Raw genomic sequence first — 17404 nt, 5'->3', positions numbered from 1 at the left:
CTTGCCCCCGAATCAGCGAGTGTGCCGATCAATAAAACTCAAGGCCTGGTAAAGCGCCTGCATGCGCGGCAATTCGCAGCCGGCCGCTTTGGCGGCAGCCAGCGGTCGGGCGTAGATGGCCTCCAGTTCCAATGGGCGCTTGTGCGCGTGATCGTGGTACATGCTGGGCAGGTAGTCGTCCATGGTTTCGGTCATGGCGAACATCTGCTCGGCGTAACTTGCCGCAATGTCATGGCCGCAGGCGCCAGCGCCCTGTACCACTTCGGCCATCAGCGCTTGAATCAGCGCGCGGCTGGACTCATCCGCCATCATCGCGCGGGTCCCCGTGCCCAGCAAGACAGAGAGGCCGTTGAACGGCACGTTCCACACCAACTTATGCCAGCGCGCCTGATGCACGCTGGCCATGGCCTGGGATTCAATGCCCGCTTGATGAAACAGAGCGGCCCCCTCTTCGACAATCGCTTGCTGGCGCGCTTGATCGTTGGCTGCCATGCCACTGTGATAGCCCAGATTGACCCGCCCCAGCGCTTGATGCTCGATGACGCCCGGCGCGGCGCGATGCACGCCGATGTAGCACAGGCCACCCAGCAAATGCAGCGACGACGGCAGGTGCTCGCGCAAGCTGTCTTCCACATCCAGTCCGTTTTGCAGCAGCACCACCTTGGCGTCCGGCGCCGCGACCTGGGCAATGGTCGGCGCCAGCTCGGGGTTGCCGGTGGATTTGGTCCCCACCAACAACCAATCGCACGGCGGCATATCGGCAGGGCTGGCATACGCTTGCACCGGGTGCAGGTGCAGGTTGCCATGCACGCTACTGTTGACGCGCAGGCCGTGCTCGCGGACCGCCGCGTATTCGCTGCGCAGCAGGAAATGCACATCGAACCCGGCACGCGCCAGCATCAGGCCGTAGAAACCGCCAATGGCACCGGTGCCAATGATGCCAATGCGTGGCGAAGGGTGTGCAAGTGCGGTCATGGCAAATCCTCTGGTGTGCGGGTGAGCGCCTGGTTTATCGCGTCGACAAGGTCGGGCGGTGTAAGACGCGTCTGTAATTGCCCAAGAAATTGACCCTCGCACACTAGGAACAACGCGGGCAAATGAAAGATCTGGTAACGTTCGACCGCGCCGCCGTTGTGCCCGGCATCCACCCAGCACAGCCGGTCCACCGGCAAGCGCCAGCCCGGCAACTGCTGGCGTGCCCAGCGGCAACTGGAACAACCGACACTGGTAAACACGACCAGCGAACAGCCTGGCAACCCCAGCAATTGCTGGTCGATATCCAGGTCGGTCAATTCCAGTTGCTTCACTATACTGCTGCCACTGCCGTCCATTGGACGGTGTTCGGAGTCCGTGTACATGGGTCGTTTTCTACCTCACCCTGATGATGTCGCTGTCGAGTTGATCCAACGTCCCTCTCCTGCCCTGCCCTCCCAACGCCTGCGCACTATCGGCCGTGGTGGCATTGCCTGCAACTGGCCGCGTGCCTGGCGCCCTGGCACGGCGGTCGACCTGCATATCCCCTCCCTGGGCGCCAACGCCCGCTATCCAGGCTATGTCGCGTGGTGCCGCAGGGTGGAGGCCGGCTATCGCATCGGCATCTGTTTTGCCGACGAACATGCACTGTTCGGCGCACGAATGGGTGAGCAAGTGTGCCAGATCGAACGCTACTGCCGCCTGCACGACGCCGCCGAGCCCACGCCCCAGCAACTCGAAGCCTTGGCTCGCGACTGGGTATCGCGCCACGCCAATGAGTTCTCCCATGAGACGGTTGTGCAGCCAGTGCTGGATTAAAGCGGGCTTTGCCCATTGTCGCGGGCCCTTGTTACGCGCTAAGGTTCCTCCCCCCTGCATCCAAATCATGCTGTGCTCCGCCGCACGGGGATAGCTGGCGGCCGGCACCCGTGACCCTGACGAGTAACACGATGGCTGATTTACCGATCAATGACCTTAACGTTGAATCCAACGAGACCCTGATCACGCCCGATCAGCTCAAGCGCGAAATTCCCCTGAGCGACGCTGCCCTGCAGACCGTCACCAAGGGCCGCGAAGTCATCCGTGAAATTCTCGACGGCACCGACCACCGCCTCTTCGTCGTGATCGGGCCTTGCTCGATCCACGACCTCAAGGCGGCCCACGAATACGCCGAACGCCTCAAGGTGCTGGCGGCGGAAGTGTCCGACACCTTGTACCTGGTGATGCGCGTGTATTTCGAGAAGCCGCGTACAACGGTTGGCTGGAAAGGCTTGATCAACGACCCGTACCTGGACGACTCGTTCAAGATCCAGGACGGCTTGCACATCGGTCGTCAACTGCTGCTGGACCTGGCGGAAATGGGCCTGCCCACCGCTACCGAAGCGCTGGACCCGATTTCCCCGCAGTACCTGCAGGACCTGATCAGCTGGTCGGCCATCGGCGCTCGCACCACCGAGTCCCAGACGCACCGCGAAATGGCGTCCGGCCTGTCCTCGGCCGTGGGCTTCAAGAACGGCACCGACGGCGGCCTGACGGTGGCGATCAACGCGCTGCAATCGGTCTCCAGCCCTCACCGCTTCCTGGGCATCAACCAGGAAGGCGGCGTGTCCATCGTCACGACCAAGGGCAACGCCTACGGTCACGTGGTGCTGCGCGGCGGCAACGGCAAGCCCAACTATGACTCGGTCAGCGTCGCACTGTGCGAACAGGCGCTGAACAAGGCCGGGATCAAGCCCAACATCATGGTTGATTGCAGCCACGCCAACTCCAACAAGGACCCGGCCCTGCAGCCGCTGGTGATGGAAAACGTCGCCAACCAGATCCTCGAAGGCAATCAGTCGATCATCGGCTTGATGGTCGAGAGCCACCTGAACTGGGGTTGCCAGGCGATTCCAAAAGACCTGGCCGACTTGCAGTACGGCGTGTCGATCACCGATGCGTGCATCGACTGGGCCGCTACCGAGAACACCCTGCGCAGCATGCACGCCAAGCTCAAGGACGTATTGCCCAATCGCAAACGCACCTGAAGCTGAATCAGGCACACACAAAAACGCCGGGCTAAACCCGGCGTTTTTTTATGGCTGCTCGTTCAGAGCTTAGCGGCATGGCGCTGGTGGCGCTCCATATAGCGTTCCACATAAGAGCAGGATGGGATGACCGTATAGCCTGACTCTTCGGCGAACTTCAACGCTTCTTCGGTCAATGCGGCCGCAATGCCACGCCCACGCAACGCGTTGGGCACGAACGTACGATAGATATCCAGGGTCTGTTTCCCGAGGTCCATGTAGGTCAGATAGGCACGATGACCGTCCACATTGGTCTCGAACTGATGACCAGCCTGGTCATGGTGGATGGACAACGCCTCGCTCATCACTACTCCTCGCGGGTCTTGAATATTGACCCTACCTTACCGATGTTTTTCCGGCGAAGGAACATCTACGCCACCCCGTGCCGGTTTCGACAACGAGAAAACCCTGAGCGCTCACACCTGCACGTAGGGAATAGTAGGCACCAATCCAGCAATTGCTCAAGGCACACTCGTCATCCCCTGCCACAGGTGCAATATTAGAAAGCGCCTCGATCACCCGGTGATCGAACGCCTGAACATTGCCGGCAGTTGAAGCGTGAGACGAACTGGCGCCGTTAAAGTCACCTCTAGATGAGCGAAAGATGCCCGGTGCGAGACAACCCACCGCAACGGAAGTGCCGGCTTGGATATATAAAATTTCATCTGTTTACACCGCTCGACGCATGCGGGCCGGCCCTTTCAGCCTGGATCCAATCTTCGGCAGAATGAAAAAATCTGGCGGGTTTTTATACAAACCTTCAAAAGATTAGCCAAAATAGATTCGGTGCAAGAATTTTTTTTGCTTCTTGCGCTACGTCAGTTTACTTACTACAAGTAATGGGTAGTATGTACGCCGGCTATTAGCTCACTCTGAGACAGTAGCCATCTAATAGAAAGTCCTTGAAGGGGAACACGATGAACAACGTTCTGAAATTCTCTGCTCTGGCTCTGGCCGCAGTTCTGGCTACCGGTTGCAGCAGCGTCTCCAAAGAAACCGAAGCTCGTCTGACTGCAACGGAAGACGCAGCAGCTCGCTCCCAGGCTCGTGCAGACGAAGCCTACCGTAAAGCTGATGAAGCGCTGGCTGCTGCTCAAAAAGCACAACAGACTGCTGACGAAGCTAACGAGCGCGCTCTGCGCATGCTTGAAAAAGCAAGCCGCAAGTAATAATCCCTCGGGGTTGTTATCAAGCCGATCCATTTATGGGTCGGCTTTTTTTTACCTGAAATCCGCTGCGCTTGACGGCAGGCGCGGGCTTGAGCGAGCGCCGGCTTCAGGGTTTTATTGAAAGTCCACCGGCGCGCTGGACGCGACAGGCGCGACGCCAGGCACACCGATTTCAGTCGGCAAACCATCCTCCGCCGCCACCACATCACGCACCTGATCCCAATTCACCCGCAGGCTGTTGGCCAGATCCTCACGCTTGAGCAGGGCATTGATCACCGCCGTGTGCTTGTCGACCACCGACGGCGTGCCATCGTCGTTCAACGGTGTATGGGCTTCCAGGTAGACCTTGCCGCCGGCGCTGCCGAACTTATAGGCGTCGTTGATGATGCGTACCGAGGTGCCGACCGGCACCATGCTGGCCATTTCCAACACGTTGTTGTTGAACATACGGAAGCAACCGTGGCTGGTACGCGTGCCGATACCAAATTTCATGTTTGAGCCATGAATCAGATAACCCGGCGTGCCCAGGGTGAACTTGAACGGGCCCAACGGGTTGTCGGGGCCGGCAGGCACCACGTTGGGCAGCGGGTCACCGTTGGCGGCGTGTTCGGCCTTGATCGAGGCAGGCGGTGTCCAGGTAGGGTTCGGCGTCTTCGCGATGATGCTGGTATGGGCAATGGGCGATCCCCAGCCTTCACGACCAATCCCCAACGGAAAGGTGTAGACCACGTTCTGGCCCTTGGGGTAGTAGTAGAGCCGATATTCCGCAAGGTTGATCACAATGCCTTCGCGCGGGCCCGGCGGCAGGATGAAACGCGTCGGCAGCACGATGTCCGTCCCCGCACCTGGCAGCCAGGCATCGACGCCCGGGTTGGCCGCGACCATTTCCGAATAACCCAGGTCATACGTGGTGCCCAGGTCGGCAAACGTATCTTCGTATTTGGCCTTGATCACCTGGACCTGGCCGACGATGTCCTCACCAGGGGGCGGCAACGGCAACTGCAAGGCTTGCGCCGCGCCGGCCGCACAGAGCGCGGCAAGAGACAGGCAGCAGGTAACGACGGAGAGGCGCGACAACATCCGGAAAATCCTTCGCAGACGACGGTAGGAAAAAACTGATTGTATACGTGAAGCGAGCGCCTGGCATCAAGCCGACCGCGCTAGAGCTCGAAGCGCAGCTCTGGCCAGATCGGCGGTGTACCGCGCTTTTGCGACTCGAGAATCGCCCTGCACAACGGGCACAGCCGCTGGTCCTGGAAGATCGAACGATCCACCGAGGACCAGAGCGGCTGCGCCGGCAATAAGGTGCCGCAGAGCGTGCGGTCAATCGAGCCGCCCAACTCCAGTTGACGCGCCACCAGATGCACCCGGACTTCCTGGCAGGCGAACAGATCCAGCTGTTCGTCCGGCTCGATCAGTTGGTAATTAAACAGGGACCAGGCAGGACGCGACATCAGGGGCTCCAAATCGGGGGGCGCCACCTTAGCCGAAAGCCTGCCGGGAGAAAAGCGTCATAACAGCGGTTTTAGCGTTGGCCAGACATTTTCCAGCAACTTGCCCTGGGCCGGGACTGCCGGGTGCAGGCCGTCCGCTTGCATCAGGTCGGGATGACCGCCCACCCCCTCCAGGAAAAACGGCACCAGCGGCACCTTTTTTTCCTCTGCTACTTCGCCGAATACCTTGGCGAAGGCTTCGACGTAACGCTTGCCATAGTTGGGCGGAATCTGCATGCCCAGCAGCAGCACCTTGGCACCGCTGTCCTGGGACGCCTGAATCATCGAAGCAAGATTTTGTTTCAATTGCGCCGGCGGCTGACCACGCAGCCCATCGTTGCCGCCCAACTCGATCACCACCACATCCGGTTTATGCGCTGCAAGCGCCGCAGGCAACCGCGCGAGGCCTCCGGCACTGGTGTCGCCACTGATCGAAGCATTCACCACTTTATCGTCAAAACCCTCCTGCTTGAGCCGTTGCTCCAGCAGGGCAACCCACCCTTTGCGGGTATCCAGGCCGAAACCGGCACTGATACTATCGCCAACGATCAGGACTGTACCCGCCGCTGCGTTCTGGGCCATGCACATCAAGGCCAGGCCAGCACTCAAAAACCACATTCGCATCGGATTCTCCATGGGCGCAAGCATTCTCACCGCGCGAAACCTCAGCAAAGTGGTTCCCAGCGCGGAAGGTGAACTGACTATCCTGCACGAACTGAGCCTGGAACTGAACAAGGGCGATAGCCTGGCTATCGTCGGCAGCTCCGGTTCCGGCAAATCCACCCTCCTCGGCCTGCTGGCCGGCCTTGACCTGCCCAGCAGCGGTGAAGTCACCCTGGCGGGCCAAGCGTTGAGCAGCCTCGACGAAGACCAGCGCGCGCGGATCCGTGCCGAACACGTGGGCTTCGTATTCCAGTCCTTTCAGTTGCTCGACAGCCTCAATGCACTGGAAAACGTCATGCTGCCACTGGAGCTCGACGGCCGCAAAGATGCCCGCGAGCGCGCCACGCATCTGCTGGAGCGCGTCGGCCTTGGCAAGCGCCTGACCCATTCGCCGCGCCAGCTGTCCGGCGGCGAGCAGCAACGTGTGGCGATTGCTCGCGCGTTTGCCGCCGAGCCGGACGTACTGTTTGCCGACGAGCCCACCGGCAACCTCGACAGCCACACCGGCGAGCGCATCAGCGACCTGCTGTTCGAACTCAATAAAGAGAGCGGCACGACCTTGGTACTGGTCACCCACGACGAGCGCCTCGCCCATCGTTGCCGACGCCTGATCCGCCTTGAAGCCGGCCTGATGGTCGCGCCCCTGGAGCCTTGATGGCACGCCTGCCGTTGTTACGTCTGTTCAGCCTTGCCATGCGCCAATTACTGCGCGATGCCCGCGCCGGTGAACTGCGTGTATTGTTCTTCGCGCTGCTGGTGGCCGTGTCCGCCAGCACCGCTATCGGCTATTTCGGCGCACGTCTCAACGGCGCCATGCTGTTGCGCGCCACCGAGTTCCTGGGCGCGGACCTGATACTCGAAGGCAGCTCGCCGGCCCGCCCCGAGCAGGTCAGGTCCGGCACCGAGCTGGGCCTGGATCATGCGCGCATCGTCGAATTTTCCAGCGTTATCGCTGCGGACAACGGCATCCAGCTCTCCAGTATCAAGGCGGTCAACGAGCAGTATCCGCTGCGTGGCGAACTCAAAAGTACGGGTGAGCCCTTTGGCGCCGAAACCCCAGGCGGCGGCCCCAAACCCGGTGAAGCCTGGGTGGAGGCGCGGCTGCTGACAGCGCTGGACCTGAAGGTCGGCGACAGCATCGACGTGGGCATGAAGACCCTGCGCCTGGCACGCATACTGACGTACGAGCCCGACCGCGCCGGCAATTTCTACAGCCTCACACCCAGGGTAATGATCAACTTGGCGGACCTGGACGCCACCGGCGTAGTCCAGCCTGGCAGCCGCGTGAGCTATCGCGAACTGTGGCGCGCACCACCCGGCAGCACGGCGCTGCAAACCTATCGCGACCTGGTCAAGCCGGGCCTCGCGGCCAACCAGCGCCTGCAGGACTCGCGCGATGGTAACCAGCAGATCGGCGGTGCTCTGGGCAAGGCCGAGCGTTACCTGAATATGGCCAGCCTGGTGGCGGTGTTACTGGCCGGCGTAGCCGTGGCGCTGTCGGCCAACCGCTTTGCCAGCCGCCGCTTCGACGCCAGCGCCCTGCTGCGCTGCCTGGGGTTGTCACGACGCGAAACCATGCTGCTGTTCAGCCTGCAACTGAGCGTACTGGGCCTGTTGGCGAGCCTGGCCGGCGCCCTCCTCGGCTGGCTCGCGCAATTTGGTCTGTTCTACTTCCTGCACGATCTGTTGCCCGCAGACGTGCCACCCGGCGGGCTGCTACCGGCCGTTGCAGGGATCGGCACCGGGCTGGTCGCCCTCGCCGGCTTCGCCCTGCCGCCACTGGCCGCACTGGGCCGGGTGCCGCCACTGCGGGTACTGCGTCGCGACCTGCTGCCTATCCCCTCGAGCACCTGGATGGTTTATGGGGCGGCGCTCTTTGCCCTGGGCCTGATCATGTGGCGCCTGAGCCTCGACCTGGTGTTGACCTTCGCGTTATTGGGCGGCGGCGTGGTAGCCGCACTGATCCTCGGCGGGTTGTTGCTGCTGTTATTGCAAAGCCTGCGCCGGTTACTTGCGCGCGCCTCCTTGCCGTGGCGACTGGGCCTGGGCCAATTGCTGCGCCATCCACTGGCCGCCGCCGGCCAGTCCCTGGCGTTTGGCTTGATCCTGTTGTCCATGGGTTTGATCGCCCTGCTACGCGGTGAACTGCTCGACACCTGGCAGAATCAACTGCCCAAGGATGCGCCCAACTACTTTGCGCTCAATATCCTGCCAGCCGACAAAGACGCCTTTGGCGCCCGCCTTCTGGAAGTCCAGGCGCAATCGGCACCGCTCTATCCCGTCGTGCCCGGTCGGCTGATCAGCATCAACGGCGAACCCGTACAAGAGATTGTCAGCAAGGATTCCAGCGGTGATCGCGCCGTGCAACGGGACCTGAGCCTGACTTGGGCGGCCGACTTGCCCCCAGGTAACGTACTGACGGCGGGTGCCTGGTGGACCGCGCAACCGGGCGATGACATTCCCGGGGTGTCGGTGGAAGCCAAGGTGGCTGAAAGCCTGAAACTCAAGCTCAACGACCATCTGGTATTCACCATCGGCGGGGAGAATCGCGAGGCCCGGGTCACCAGCCTGCGGACCATCAACTGGGACAACTTCCAGCCCAACTTCTTCATGATTTTCCAGCCGGGCACCTTGAAGGATTTGCCGACCACCTACCTGACCAGCTTCTACCTGGCGCCTGGGCATGACCAACAGATTGTCGACCTCTCCCGAGCCTTCCCGGCCGTCACTATCCTGCAGGTCGAGGCCCTGCTGGAGCAGCTGCGCAGCATCCTCGCCCAGGTGACCCTTGCGGTGGAATACGTACTGCTGTTCGTGCTCGCCGCGGGCATGGCCGTGCTGTTTTCCGGTTTGCAGGCCACCCTGGACGAGCGAATCCGCCAGGGTGCGCTGCTGCGTGCACTGGGGGCCGAGCGCAGGCTGCTGATCAAGGCCCGGCGCATCGAGTTCGGCCTGCTGGGGGCGGTCAGTGGTTTGCTGGCGGCACTGGGCACGGAACTGGTGACCTGGGTGTTGTACCGTTATGCCTTCGATCTGGCCTGGCACCCTCACCCCTGGCTGTTGCTGCTGCCAGTGATCGGTGCGGTGCTGATCGGTGGCGCCGGGGTGTTCGGTACACGCCGTGCGTTGAACGCCAGCCCGCTGACGGTGCTGCGCGAGGGCTGAAACACGAATGGCGCTTGCTCCACTCGGAGCAAGCGCCATTCGTTGCTATTTCACATATTCAATCCGGGTAATCCACCAGCACACCTCACCGCCGGGGGTCTGCACGATGGCTTCATCGTCCACCTCTTTGCGCAGCAGCGCACGCGCCATGGGAGAGTCGATAGAGATGTAATCCATCCGGTCGTAGATCTCGTCATACCCCACAATGCGAAAACGCTTGGTCTCGCCCTGCTCGTTCTCGACATCGACCCACGCCCCAAAAAACACCTTGCCCTCCTGCTCGGGCATGTATTCCACCACGCGCATATCTTCGAGGCGTTTGCGCAGGTAGCGCACCCGCCGATCGATCTCACGCAACAGCTTCTTGTTGTACTGGTAATCCGCGTTTTCGCTGCGATCTCCCAGAGAAGCCGCCCACGTCACCTTGCGCGTCGTGTCCGGGCGCTTCTCACGCCAAAGGTAGTCCAGCTCCTTTTTCAGCGCTTCATGGCCTTCTTTGGTAATCAGCTTGGTACTCAAACGCGCACATCCCCAGGCAATGTCCATTAGTGTCGACAGGCCACGGCATCATACCCTGGCGTCGTCTGGCGGGGAGCGATGATAAATCAACGGCGCAAAGTTTCCAGATCGACAGGCTCATCGACTCAGCCCTGTCCATCGAGTACCTGGTCCAGTTCAACGAGCGTGCCTTGCAGGCGCTGTCGCATCAGCGATAGCTGCGACATCATCAGCACCATTTTTTCGGTCTTTTGACTCACCTCCAGTTCTTGCTCCTGCAGTCGCGAATGGCGTTGGTCCAACGCCCGGCTTTTTTCATCCTGCTGGGTCTGCTGTTGTTGCAGTCGAGCCTGCCACTGTTCAAGCATCTCTTCGCGTTCGGTAACGGCCTGTTTTTTCTGCGTCAGTTCCTGGGCAACCCTTGCGAGATTGCTCAGCGTACTGTCTATCTCGAGCATGGAGGTATGCTCTCTCGGAGCGAGGGAGGACGACGGGGTTTCGAGGTGTTCTGCCTGAACGGACTGCGCTCGGGGTTCGGCTGGCACCTGCGGCACCTCCGGCATCTCGGGTTCCGTGACCGGTGAATGAGGTGGCTCTTCAACGAGGGCTTCTTCCACTGGCGGCGGGGCGGACTTGGGCTGGCTCTTGCCTCGGGGCGGTGCAACCATTTGCGATGAAAAGCGAATGGAAGGCACGATGACTGCGCTGCTTTCGATCGCAGGCGCAGCAGGGGCGGACATGCCCAATGTAATCACCTTCATCACCAGCGCTTTCTTGACGATCACCGAGTGATGGTCCTCGGGCCTGGCAGGCGGCAACCTGCAGCCTTTCAGGTCAATGAAATGAAACGGAACCTGAGATTCATTGAGGGCACCGTCCTTATTGCCCGATGCCGCCGCCATCATCAGGATTTGCTTGAAGACTTGCATCGCTACTTGCAAATCGTCTTTGGACTCGACGCCGCCAAGGAAATACCGCTCGAGTTTTTTGCGCAAGGCCGCGATATACACCCTGGAATGACCAGGCTCGGCTTCTTCATCAAGGCTATACACCAGGAAGTTGGAAGCAGTCTGTTCGACAGCGAACCCACACAGCAGTGCGCCGTTGACCGGGGCATTCTCGCCGCTGCGCTCAAGAACAAGGGTACGTAAAAGCATCATGGCAGTCAGGCCTCATTATAAAAAGAAAACCTTATATAAATATCAGACAAATATCCGACCATTATTAAGTACTCAACACACAACAATTGTTTCAGTACGTAATCAACTCAAACGTAGGACTTTACTTATTAAGTGCACCCAGCGTTCCCAAGCACGGGTATTGAACGTAGTCTTTTTAAGGCACCGCCACACACTAACAAAACTTTCTTCAGGCACCGCCCAATAGATTCGGTAATCCTATGATCGAGGTCAGCAACCTGACAAAGTACCTGGGCAAAAAAAGCGTGATCAGCGACTTTTCGTTCTGTGCCCAACGCAAGGAATGCGTGGGTTTGCTGGGCGAGCATGGCGCCGGTAAAACAACATTGCTGAATTTGCTTTCCGGCATGATCAAGCCCACCAGTGGGCATATCAGTATTCAGGGTTTCAGTACCCAGACCGATTCAGTTCTCGCCAGGCAAGCCGTTGGCTACCAGCTTCAAGGGGGAATCACCCATCACACGCTGTCGGTCAAAAGCATCCTCAACTTCGTTGCCGCCGCTCGAGGGTTCAGCGGCGCCGAAAAACGCAGGCACATGGACCGGGTCGCCACACGACTGGAGCTACTCCCCGTACTCAACTGCCCCATCGATGTGCTCAGCCAGGACTTGAAGCGCAGAGTCGCGATTGCGCAAGCCATTGTGCATTCACCCAGCGTGCTCCTGCTGGACGAGCCCATGGAAGGGATGAACGCCGAGCAACGGCTCAAATTCAGGGCGCTTGTTCAGTCCCTTAACGAGGAAATGAGCGTCATCATTGCCTCCCGCCATTACGACTGGCTATCCGACATCTGCACCCGCGCCCTGGTCATCGCAAGCGGGCGATTGATTATCGACGCTTCGCTAGAGGATTTGCAGCGCAGTTCCCGGCACTTCCAGGCGGTGACACTCGCAGCGGATCCGCCCCTTGATTTACTCGCGCTTGCGGTATTACCAGGGGTTGCAGGCATCGAAGAAGACCGTCTAAACCCAGGCAAAGTGACGGTTCTGGCCATGCCCGGGCACGCCATCTTCCCCGCCATCAATTCACTCATTACCCATCGCGGCTGGAACATAACGTCACTGCATCTGGAGCCAGGTCGCTTGAACGATGTCGTTCACCCTCTGAGCCACGAGGTATCGCCTTGAAACTGCTGCCCCTCATTTTCAAACGCCAACTCGCCAGTTATGCCAGCACCCCCATCACTTACCTGAGCGTGGCGTTTTTCCTGGTGCTATGTGCGGCGCTGGGATTGCACACCTACCGCTGGATGGAGCGAGACAGCAGCGACTTGCAGGCTTTTTTCGAGCTGCACCCCTGGCTCTATCTGCTACTGATACCCAGCTTATCCATGCAAATGTGGTCTGATGAACACAGCGCCGGATTTTCCAACATGATCAAAACCCTGCCCGTCACCTCAGCAGAACGGGTGATCGGAAAATTCCTGGCAGCCTGGGCGGTATGCAGTGCTGCGTTGTTGTTGAATTTTCCTATAGTGATCGCCGCCCATTATCTTGGAACGCCTGATAACGGGGTGATCGCATCACAATTTCTGGCAAGCTGGCTGCTGGCAGGAAGTTATCTAGCTGCCGGTTGTTTTATCTGTGTACTCACGCACCAGCGCCTTGTAATTTTCCTATTGACGACGGGCTTGCTGCTGACCATCAGCGGGCTTTCTTCAATCCTGGATGCACTTGAACATCAGGCACCGATCTGGATAGTTGATAGCGTGATGAGGCTTGACCCGATTTCCCGCTTCAGCTCAATGGACAACGGCAAAATAACACTTCATGACTGTTTATATTTTGTCAGCATGATCCTTGCTTTTCTCTCTGCATCCATTGTCACACTCAACTATAAAAACAGCTGAGAAGGAAAGTCGCTGATGCGATCCGCTCTTCGTACGGGTATGACATTGATCGTCATCTCATTACTGTTCCTGGCATTCAATCTGGTCTGGATAAACAAACTACCCGATATTCGCTGGGACTTTTCACAACAGAAAATTCACACCTTATCGCCATCCACGCGGCAACTGCTCGCAACACTTGATAGCCCACTGGACTTGTATTATTTCAACTCGCTTACTGCACCGAAGAAAAGCCGCATTATGAAACGCTTCGGCCAACGCGTAGAAGACTTGCTTCAGGAATTCGAAGCAGCCGCCGAGGGCATGATCAATTTGCACGTTATTGACCCCACTCCTTTTTCAGAAGACGCCTACAAAGCCAGCTTATTCGGCCTGGATGACACACAGGGATACCTCGGCCTTATAGGCACGCGTGCCGGCCAGGGCACGCAACGTATCGAAGCGTTCAACCCCGACGACGAGCCGTTGCTCGAGTATCAAATCAGCCAGTTGATCCATAAATTGATGCACTCCCAGCCTCCCAGCGTCGGCCTCCTGTCCGGGTTGCCGTTGAATGAGTCCGCCGGACACCTTTTGGAGCAAATGCGCGAGCATTTCAACCTAGTGGAGTTGGCATCGAACATTACCCAGGTGCCTCCATCTGTAGGTAGCTTGATGGTGGTACAGCCACGGGCGCTAGCCAAACAAACGCTTTACGCCATCGAGCAATTTGCCTTAAGCGGCGGCAAGCTGATGGTCTTCATCGACCCGGTGAGCGAGATGGGGGCTGAAACCGTAGCGGTAGACTCCGAGCTGGATGGCCTGTTGACCACATGGGGCATACGGATGCCCGCGAACAAGCTGTTGGTTGACAGCCTTTACGCCTCCTCGGCCTCGCTCGGTCCAGGCTTGCCTACTGTATTGCACCCAGCCAGGTTGAAACTGCCACGCCTGGCAATGACCGCGCACGACGTCAGCACCTGGAAACTCGACAGCCTGAGCGTATCAAGCAGTGGCGCACTCTTGCGCACACGAAAAAGCCGGATGACGTTCACCCCGCTGCTACAAAGCTCCCGGCAGTCTGCGCTGCTGGACGCCGGGCGTTTCGCTTCAGCGACGGCGTTCGATTCACTCATCGACGAAGCTTCCACCTCAGGTCAGCGCCATGTGATCGCCACACGCCTGGAGGGGCCGGCCTACTCGGCATTTCCTGACGGTCTCGGGGGGCTGCCGCCAGGCTTACAAAAGGCTGCCAGAATTGAGGTGGTGGTGGTTGCCGATACCGATTTACTCGCGGACGCCGTCAGCCAGACAACGGCCAACAGCAACGTGCAGTTCGTATTGAATACCCTGGATAACCTGGCGGCTCCCGCAGAACTGGCGAATATTCGTCCGCGCCTCACCTCGCATTCACTCAGTACCCTGGAACCCATGCGCGAAGCCGCCGCACAGACCTATCGGGAAACGGCCGCAGAACTGGAACGTCGTCTTGAGCGTACCGAGCAAGCGTGGCAGCGGTTGAATCCACAGGCCACACGCTTGGGCACCCAGGCCGTGGACACCAATACCCAATTGCAAGCGCTCAACAAAGAGCGCCTGCGCCTGCCCATGGAACTCCATGCCCTCAAGACTCAGGCGTACGCGCCGCTGCACCGCTTCGAGCGGAACCTGAAGCTGCTGCTGATCGTAACGGTACCGCTGGTGTTATGCCTGATCGCCTGGGTACGTTATCGCTGGCTGTGTCGACGCCGATGGCCGCCCGCGGGCTTCAGCTGAACATTTGGGGTTGGAAATCAGCGACGGGCGATCAGCCCTTGCCGCGCAATCCGCGTCAGTTGGCGGATCACTTCTTCGGCGTTGTCCGCACTCGGCGCCTGGATCACCGCGAGGTCAAAGCTGTTACTGGCAAAACGGGCCAGGGAGTCGCCGTCTTCCACGAACTGGATCAAGAACGCCGAAGGCCGCCCGGTGCGACGTGGCCAGCCGTCCAGGTAACGCAGCAGCGTCGGCTGGTGCTTGCCGCCCAGGAGGATTTTCGGGTTGCGTTGAGTCAGGTCCGCAGTGATCGGGGCCAGGCGTATCAGGGGGCGTAGTGCATTCATCGTGTCGTGTCTCTGCCTCAAAAGTCTGCGGGCAGGTGAGAGGCAACACCGAACCAGCGCTTTAGCGGTATTTCGACCCGTGCCTCCTGACGAGTGCATGGTTCTGTCGGACTGCATCGAGTCCAGTGGCGCCCCGCAATTAGCTGTTTAAATCGGCGCATGAGCAGCATCCTAGAGAAGCTGGCGGGGCAGTGTCAAGAATCCCGAGCAACGAAAAAGGCCCGCACGGGGCGGGCCTCTCATGAGGTGCGAAACGCTCAGTTGGCGATGGCGCGGTCGGCCGACAGTTTGCCGGCGCCTTCGAACAGCACCGCCAGCGAGCCGCCAAGCAGGGCCAGGGCGAATTCATACCCATTGTTGGCCATGAACAGCCCGTTATGAATGTGCACCGAAAGGATCGCCACCAGTGTCAGGAAGGTCAGGCCCAAAGCTGCTGGACGTGCAAGCAGGCCGATGATCAGCGCCAGGCCGGCAAAGAACTCGGTGCCACCCGACAGCACGGCCATCAGCGTGCCCGGCGCCAGGCCAATGCTCTCCATCCACTGTGCGGTTCCCGCCAGACCACCGCCGCCAAACCAGCCGAAAAGTTTTTGCGAGCCGTGGGCAGCGAAGATAATGCCGACGAAAATGCGCAGAACAGTCAGGCCGTAGCCGGCACGGGTCGACAGGACGCGGGTAATCAGTGGGCTCATGGGGTAAATCCTTTTTCAGGTAGGGGTTGGTTGGCCGCTATATTAATCAGTTTAAACAATGATAAAAGCCGAAAAATTGCCTTATCAACATCGATAAAATCGATTATTTGCGAGACGCAACTTTCGGCGCTGGCGGCTCCAGGGACTCCCGCTCCCGATCGAACGCCAGATAGTATTTGTTGACACTATTAACATAGCTGACGCCGCCCATCCCCACCTGCTCCATGGCAATGCGTTCAACCTGAAAGAACCACTGATTGGGGTTGAGCCCCCGGCGCCTGGCTTCGGTGCGCATGCCCTGCACCCGCTCCGGCCCCATGTTATACGCCGCCAGCACAAAGGCCATGCGTTCGCGCTCATTGAGCTTGGGGCTGGCGAAAAACTTACGGCGGATCATCGCCAGGTAGCGCGCACCCGCCTGCACATTACTGTCCAGATTCTCGATATTGTTGACGCCTACCCGCTGCGCCGCCGAAGGCGTGATCTGCATCAAACCGGTAGGACCACCGCTGTTGCGTGCGCCAGGGTCCAGCGCAGACTCCTTGAAGGCCAGCGCAGCCAGGTTCAACCAGTCCATGCCTTGCTCGCGCGCATGCTTTTGCAGGATCGGGCGCAGTTTCTCCAGGCGTTGACGGTCGGCGCGGGCCAACGGGTTGCGCACTTGATAGAGACGTCGATAGATACGCTGGAACGCCACATCCTGGTCGGAGGGGGTGTGATAGGTCTTGAGGAAGCGATCGATGCTCGCCCGCAGCATTGACGCATCCTGGCGTACGAACCAGTACTCGTCACCCGGCTCACTGATGGCCACCTGCTTGTCAAAGCGCAACTTGGGCAGAATTTTCGACCAGCGTTCGGCAATCGGCTTTTCCACGATGGTCAGGTGAAAGATCCCGGCCTGCACCATCTCCAGCACGTCTTCCACCGCCAGGCTAGGGTCGACCCATTCCACCTTGATCGGCGGCTGCTTGTGCAGGGCCAGCTTCTGGTTGACCTGGCTGATCGCATCCGCCGCCGCACTGCCGGTGGTCAGCGTCAGGGTGCGGCCCGACAACTGCTCCAACCTGGTAAACCGGCGTTCACCCTTGACGCCGACCAGCCACAACGGCACATCGCTGGCAATCGGGGCGCTGGCGCTGATCTTGTGCGCGGCCTTCACGTCCAGCAATTCGCCAGGGGCAACCAGGTCGCCTTCGCCACGGGCCAGTGCGCCAAGCAACTGCTCCTTGGCCTTGGGGATGATCTTGAGGTTGATTTGCTGGCCATCACGGGCATGGCCATTGAGGTATTGCTCGAACGCACGCAGGCGATGGTATTCGACACCGATGGCCTGGCCCTGCACTTCACCGGAGCTGTTACGGCTCTGGTTGACCAGTACACGCAGGGTGCGACTGGAACGAATGTCTGCCAGGTCACGCACCTTGCCGGGCTTTGTCACTTCCAGCGGCCCATCCAGACGCGCGACCGCCGCCATGGGCAGCAGCAACGTCACGCACACTAAAAGCAAAGCCGAGGGTCGGATCATCCGCTCTCCGGAAAGAATACTGGCCAACGCCT

General features: G+C 59.6%; 19 protein-coding genes. 8 read left to right on the top strand and 11 right to left on the bottom strand.

Annotated features, from left to right (window positions below):
* Positions 1-12: 12 nt before the first annotated feature.
* A complete protein-coding gene (locus C4J93_RS08630; RefSeq protein ID WP_124429093.1) occupies positions 13-975 on the bottom strand; it encodes a putative 2-dehydropantoate 2-reductase in 963 nt (320 codons plus the stop codon).
* Positions 972-1358, bottom strand: a complete 387-nt coding sequence (locus C4J93_RS08625; protein ID WP_124361899.1) for a thioredoxin — start codon at positions 1356-1358, stop codon at positions 972-974. Before C4J93_RS08625 ends, C4J93_RS08630 begins: the two co-directional genes overlap by 4 nt.
* On the opposite strand from C4J93_RS08625, the gene C4J93_RS08620 reads away from it, so the two are divergent.
* Together C4J93_RS08620 and C4J93_RS08615 are read left to right on the top strand one after the other, a co-directional pair.
* Entirely contained in the window at positions 1357-1791 is a 435-nt protein-coding gene (locus C4J93_RS08620; RefSeq protein WP_124429092.1) for a PilZ domain-containing protein, read from the top strand. The two genes, C4J93_RS08625 and C4J93_RS08620, sit on opposite strands and share 2 nt — an antisense overlap.
* A gap of 131 nt (positions 1792-1922) precedes the next feature.
* Complete coding sequence (locus C4J93_RS08615) at positions 1923-2999, top strand: 3-deoxy-7-phosphoheptulonate synthase (RefSeq protein WP_124429091.1); 1077 nt, start codon at positions 1923-1925, stop codon at positions 2997-2999.
* Positions 3000-3061: 62 nt separating this feature from the next.
* Here the strand turns inward: C4J93_RS08615 and C4J93_RS08610 are convergent, their stop codons facing one another.
* Positions 3062-3343 carry a GNAT family N-acetyltransferase gene (locus C4J93_RS08610; protein WP_003233387.1) on the bottom strand — a complete coding sequence of 94 codons (282 nt, stop codon included), beginning with the start codon at positions 3341-3343 and terminating at the stop codon, positions 3062-3064.
* Positions 3344-3955: 612 nt separating this feature from the next.
* On the opposite strand from C4J93_RS08610, the gene oprI reads away from it, so the two are divergent.
* Positions 3956-4207, top strand: a complete 252-nt coding sequence (gene oprI / locus C4J93_RS08605; protein ID WP_003172710.1) for an outer membrane lipoprotei OprI — start codon at positions 3956-3958, stop codon at positions 4205-4207.
* 114 nt (positions 4208-4321) lie between these two features.
* On the opposite strand, the gene C4J93_RS08600 is transcribed toward oprI, so the two are convergent.
* From C4J93_RS08600 to C4J93_RS08590, 3 genes are all read right to left on the bottom strand, one after another.
* Positions 4322-5287, bottom strand: coding sequence for a L,D-transpeptidase family protein (locus C4J93_RS08600; RefSeq protein WP_124370118.1), 966 nt, complete (start codon positions 5285-5287; stop codon positions 4322-4324).
* A gap of 80 nt (positions 5288-5367) precedes the next feature.
* Positions 5368-5661, bottom strand: coding sequence for a hypothetical protein (locus tag C4J93_RS08595; protein WP_057722836.1), 294 nt, complete (start codon positions 5659-5661; stop codon positions 5368-5370).
* Positions 5662-5718: 57 nt separating this feature from the next.
* The gene (locus C4J93_RS08590; RefSeq protein ID WP_124366369.1) at positions 5719-6324 is read right to left on the bottom strand and encodes an arylesterase; all 606 of its coding nucleotides are present in this window, start codon (positions 6322-6324) and stop codon (positions 5719-5721) included.
* A 10-nt stretch (positions 6325-6334) separates the two neighbouring features.
* On the opposite strand from C4J93_RS08590, the gene C4J93_RS08585 reads away from it, so the two are divergent.
* Positions 6335-7018 (top strand): ABC transporter ATP-binding protein, encoded by a 684-nt coding sequence (locus C4J93_RS08585; protein ID WP_065885127.1) that lies wholly within the window; start codon positions 6335-6337, stop codon positions 7016-7018.
* Positions 7018-9528, top strand: coding sequence for an ABC transporter permease (locus C4J93_RS08580; protein WP_124429090.1), 2511 nt, complete (start codon positions 7018-7020; stop codon positions 9526-9528). Before C4J93_RS08585 ends, C4J93_RS08580 begins: the two co-directional genes overlap by 1 nt.
* A 45-nt stretch (positions 9529-9573) precedes the next feature.
* Here the strand turns inward: C4J93_RS08580 and greB are convergent, their stop codons facing one another.
* Positions 9574-10047, bottom strand: a complete 474-nt coding sequence (gene greB / locus C4J93_RS08575; RefSeq protein ID WP_065892558.1) for a transcription elongation factor GreB — start codon at positions 10045-10047, stop codon at positions 9574-9576.
* A 125-nt stretch (positions 10048-10172) separates the two neighbouring features.
* Complete coding sequence (locus C4J93_RS08570) at positions 10173-11186, bottom strand: hypothetical protein (protein WP_124429089.1); 1014 nt, start codon at positions 11184-11186, stop codon at positions 10173-10175.
* A 239-nt stretch (positions 11187-11425) separates the two neighbouring features.
* On the opposite strand from C4J93_RS08570, the gene C4J93_RS08565 reads away from it, so the two are divergent.
* Genes C4J93_RS08565 through C4J93_RS08555 form a run of 3 tightly spaced genes read left to right on the top strand, consistent with a single transcriptional unit; the run spans position 11426 to position 14829 of the window.
* Positions 11426-12352 (top strand): ABC transporter ATP-binding protein, encoded by a 927-nt coding sequence (locus C4J93_RS08565; RefSeq protein WP_124429088.1) that lies wholly within the window; start codon positions 11426-11428, stop codon positions 12350-12352.
* Positions 12349-13074 (top strand): ABC transporter permease, encoded by a 726-nt coding sequence (locus C4J93_RS08560; RefSeq protein ID WP_124370113.1) that lies wholly within the window; start codon positions 12349-12351, stop codon positions 13072-13074. The genes C4J93_RS08565 and C4J93_RS08560 overlap by 4 nt, the downstream gene beginning before the upstream one ends.
* A gap of 15 nt (positions 13075-13089) precedes the next feature.
* Positions 13090-14829 (top strand): Gldg family protein, encoded by a 1740-nt coding sequence (locus tag C4J93_RS08555; RefSeq protein ID WP_124429087.1) that lies wholly within the window; start codon positions 13090-13092, stop codon positions 14827-14829.
* Positions 14830-14846: 17 nt separating this feature from the next.
* Here C4J93_RS08555 and C4J93_RS08550 read toward each other — a convergent pair whose 3' ends face one another.
* The 3 genes from C4J93_RS08550 to C4J93_RS08540 form a co-directional block, all read right to left on the bottom strand.
* Complete coding sequence (locus C4J93_RS08550; RefSeq protein WP_124366363.1) at positions 14847-15155, bottom strand: class I SAM-dependent methyltransferase; 309 nt, start codon at positions 15153-15155, stop codon at positions 14847-14849.
* A 257-nt stretch (positions 15156-15412) separates the two neighbouring features.
* Positions 15413-15847 carry a DoxX family protein gene (locus C4J93_RS08545; protein ID WP_124429086.1) on the bottom strand — a complete coding sequence of 145 codons (435 nt, stop codon included), beginning with the start codon at positions 15845-15847 and terminating at the stop codon, positions 15413-15415.
* A 103-nt stretch (positions 15848-15950) separates the two neighbouring features.
* Positions 15951-17372: a transglycosylase SLT domain-containing protein gene (locus C4J93_RS08540; protein ID WP_124429085.1), complete on the bottom strand. Its 1422-nt coding sequence runs from the start codon at positions 17370-17372 to the stop codon at positions 15951-15953.
* Positions 17373-17404: the final 32 nt, after the last annotated feature.

This window comes from Pseudomonas sp. R2-37-08W (assembly GCF_003851705.1).
Taxonomy (GTDB): Bacteria; Pseudomonadota; Gammaproteobacteria; order Pseudomonadales; family Pseudomonadaceae; genus Aquipseudomonas.
Note: the sequence above shows the minus strand (reverse complement) of the source record. Positions and strands in the feature narration are given on the sequence as shown.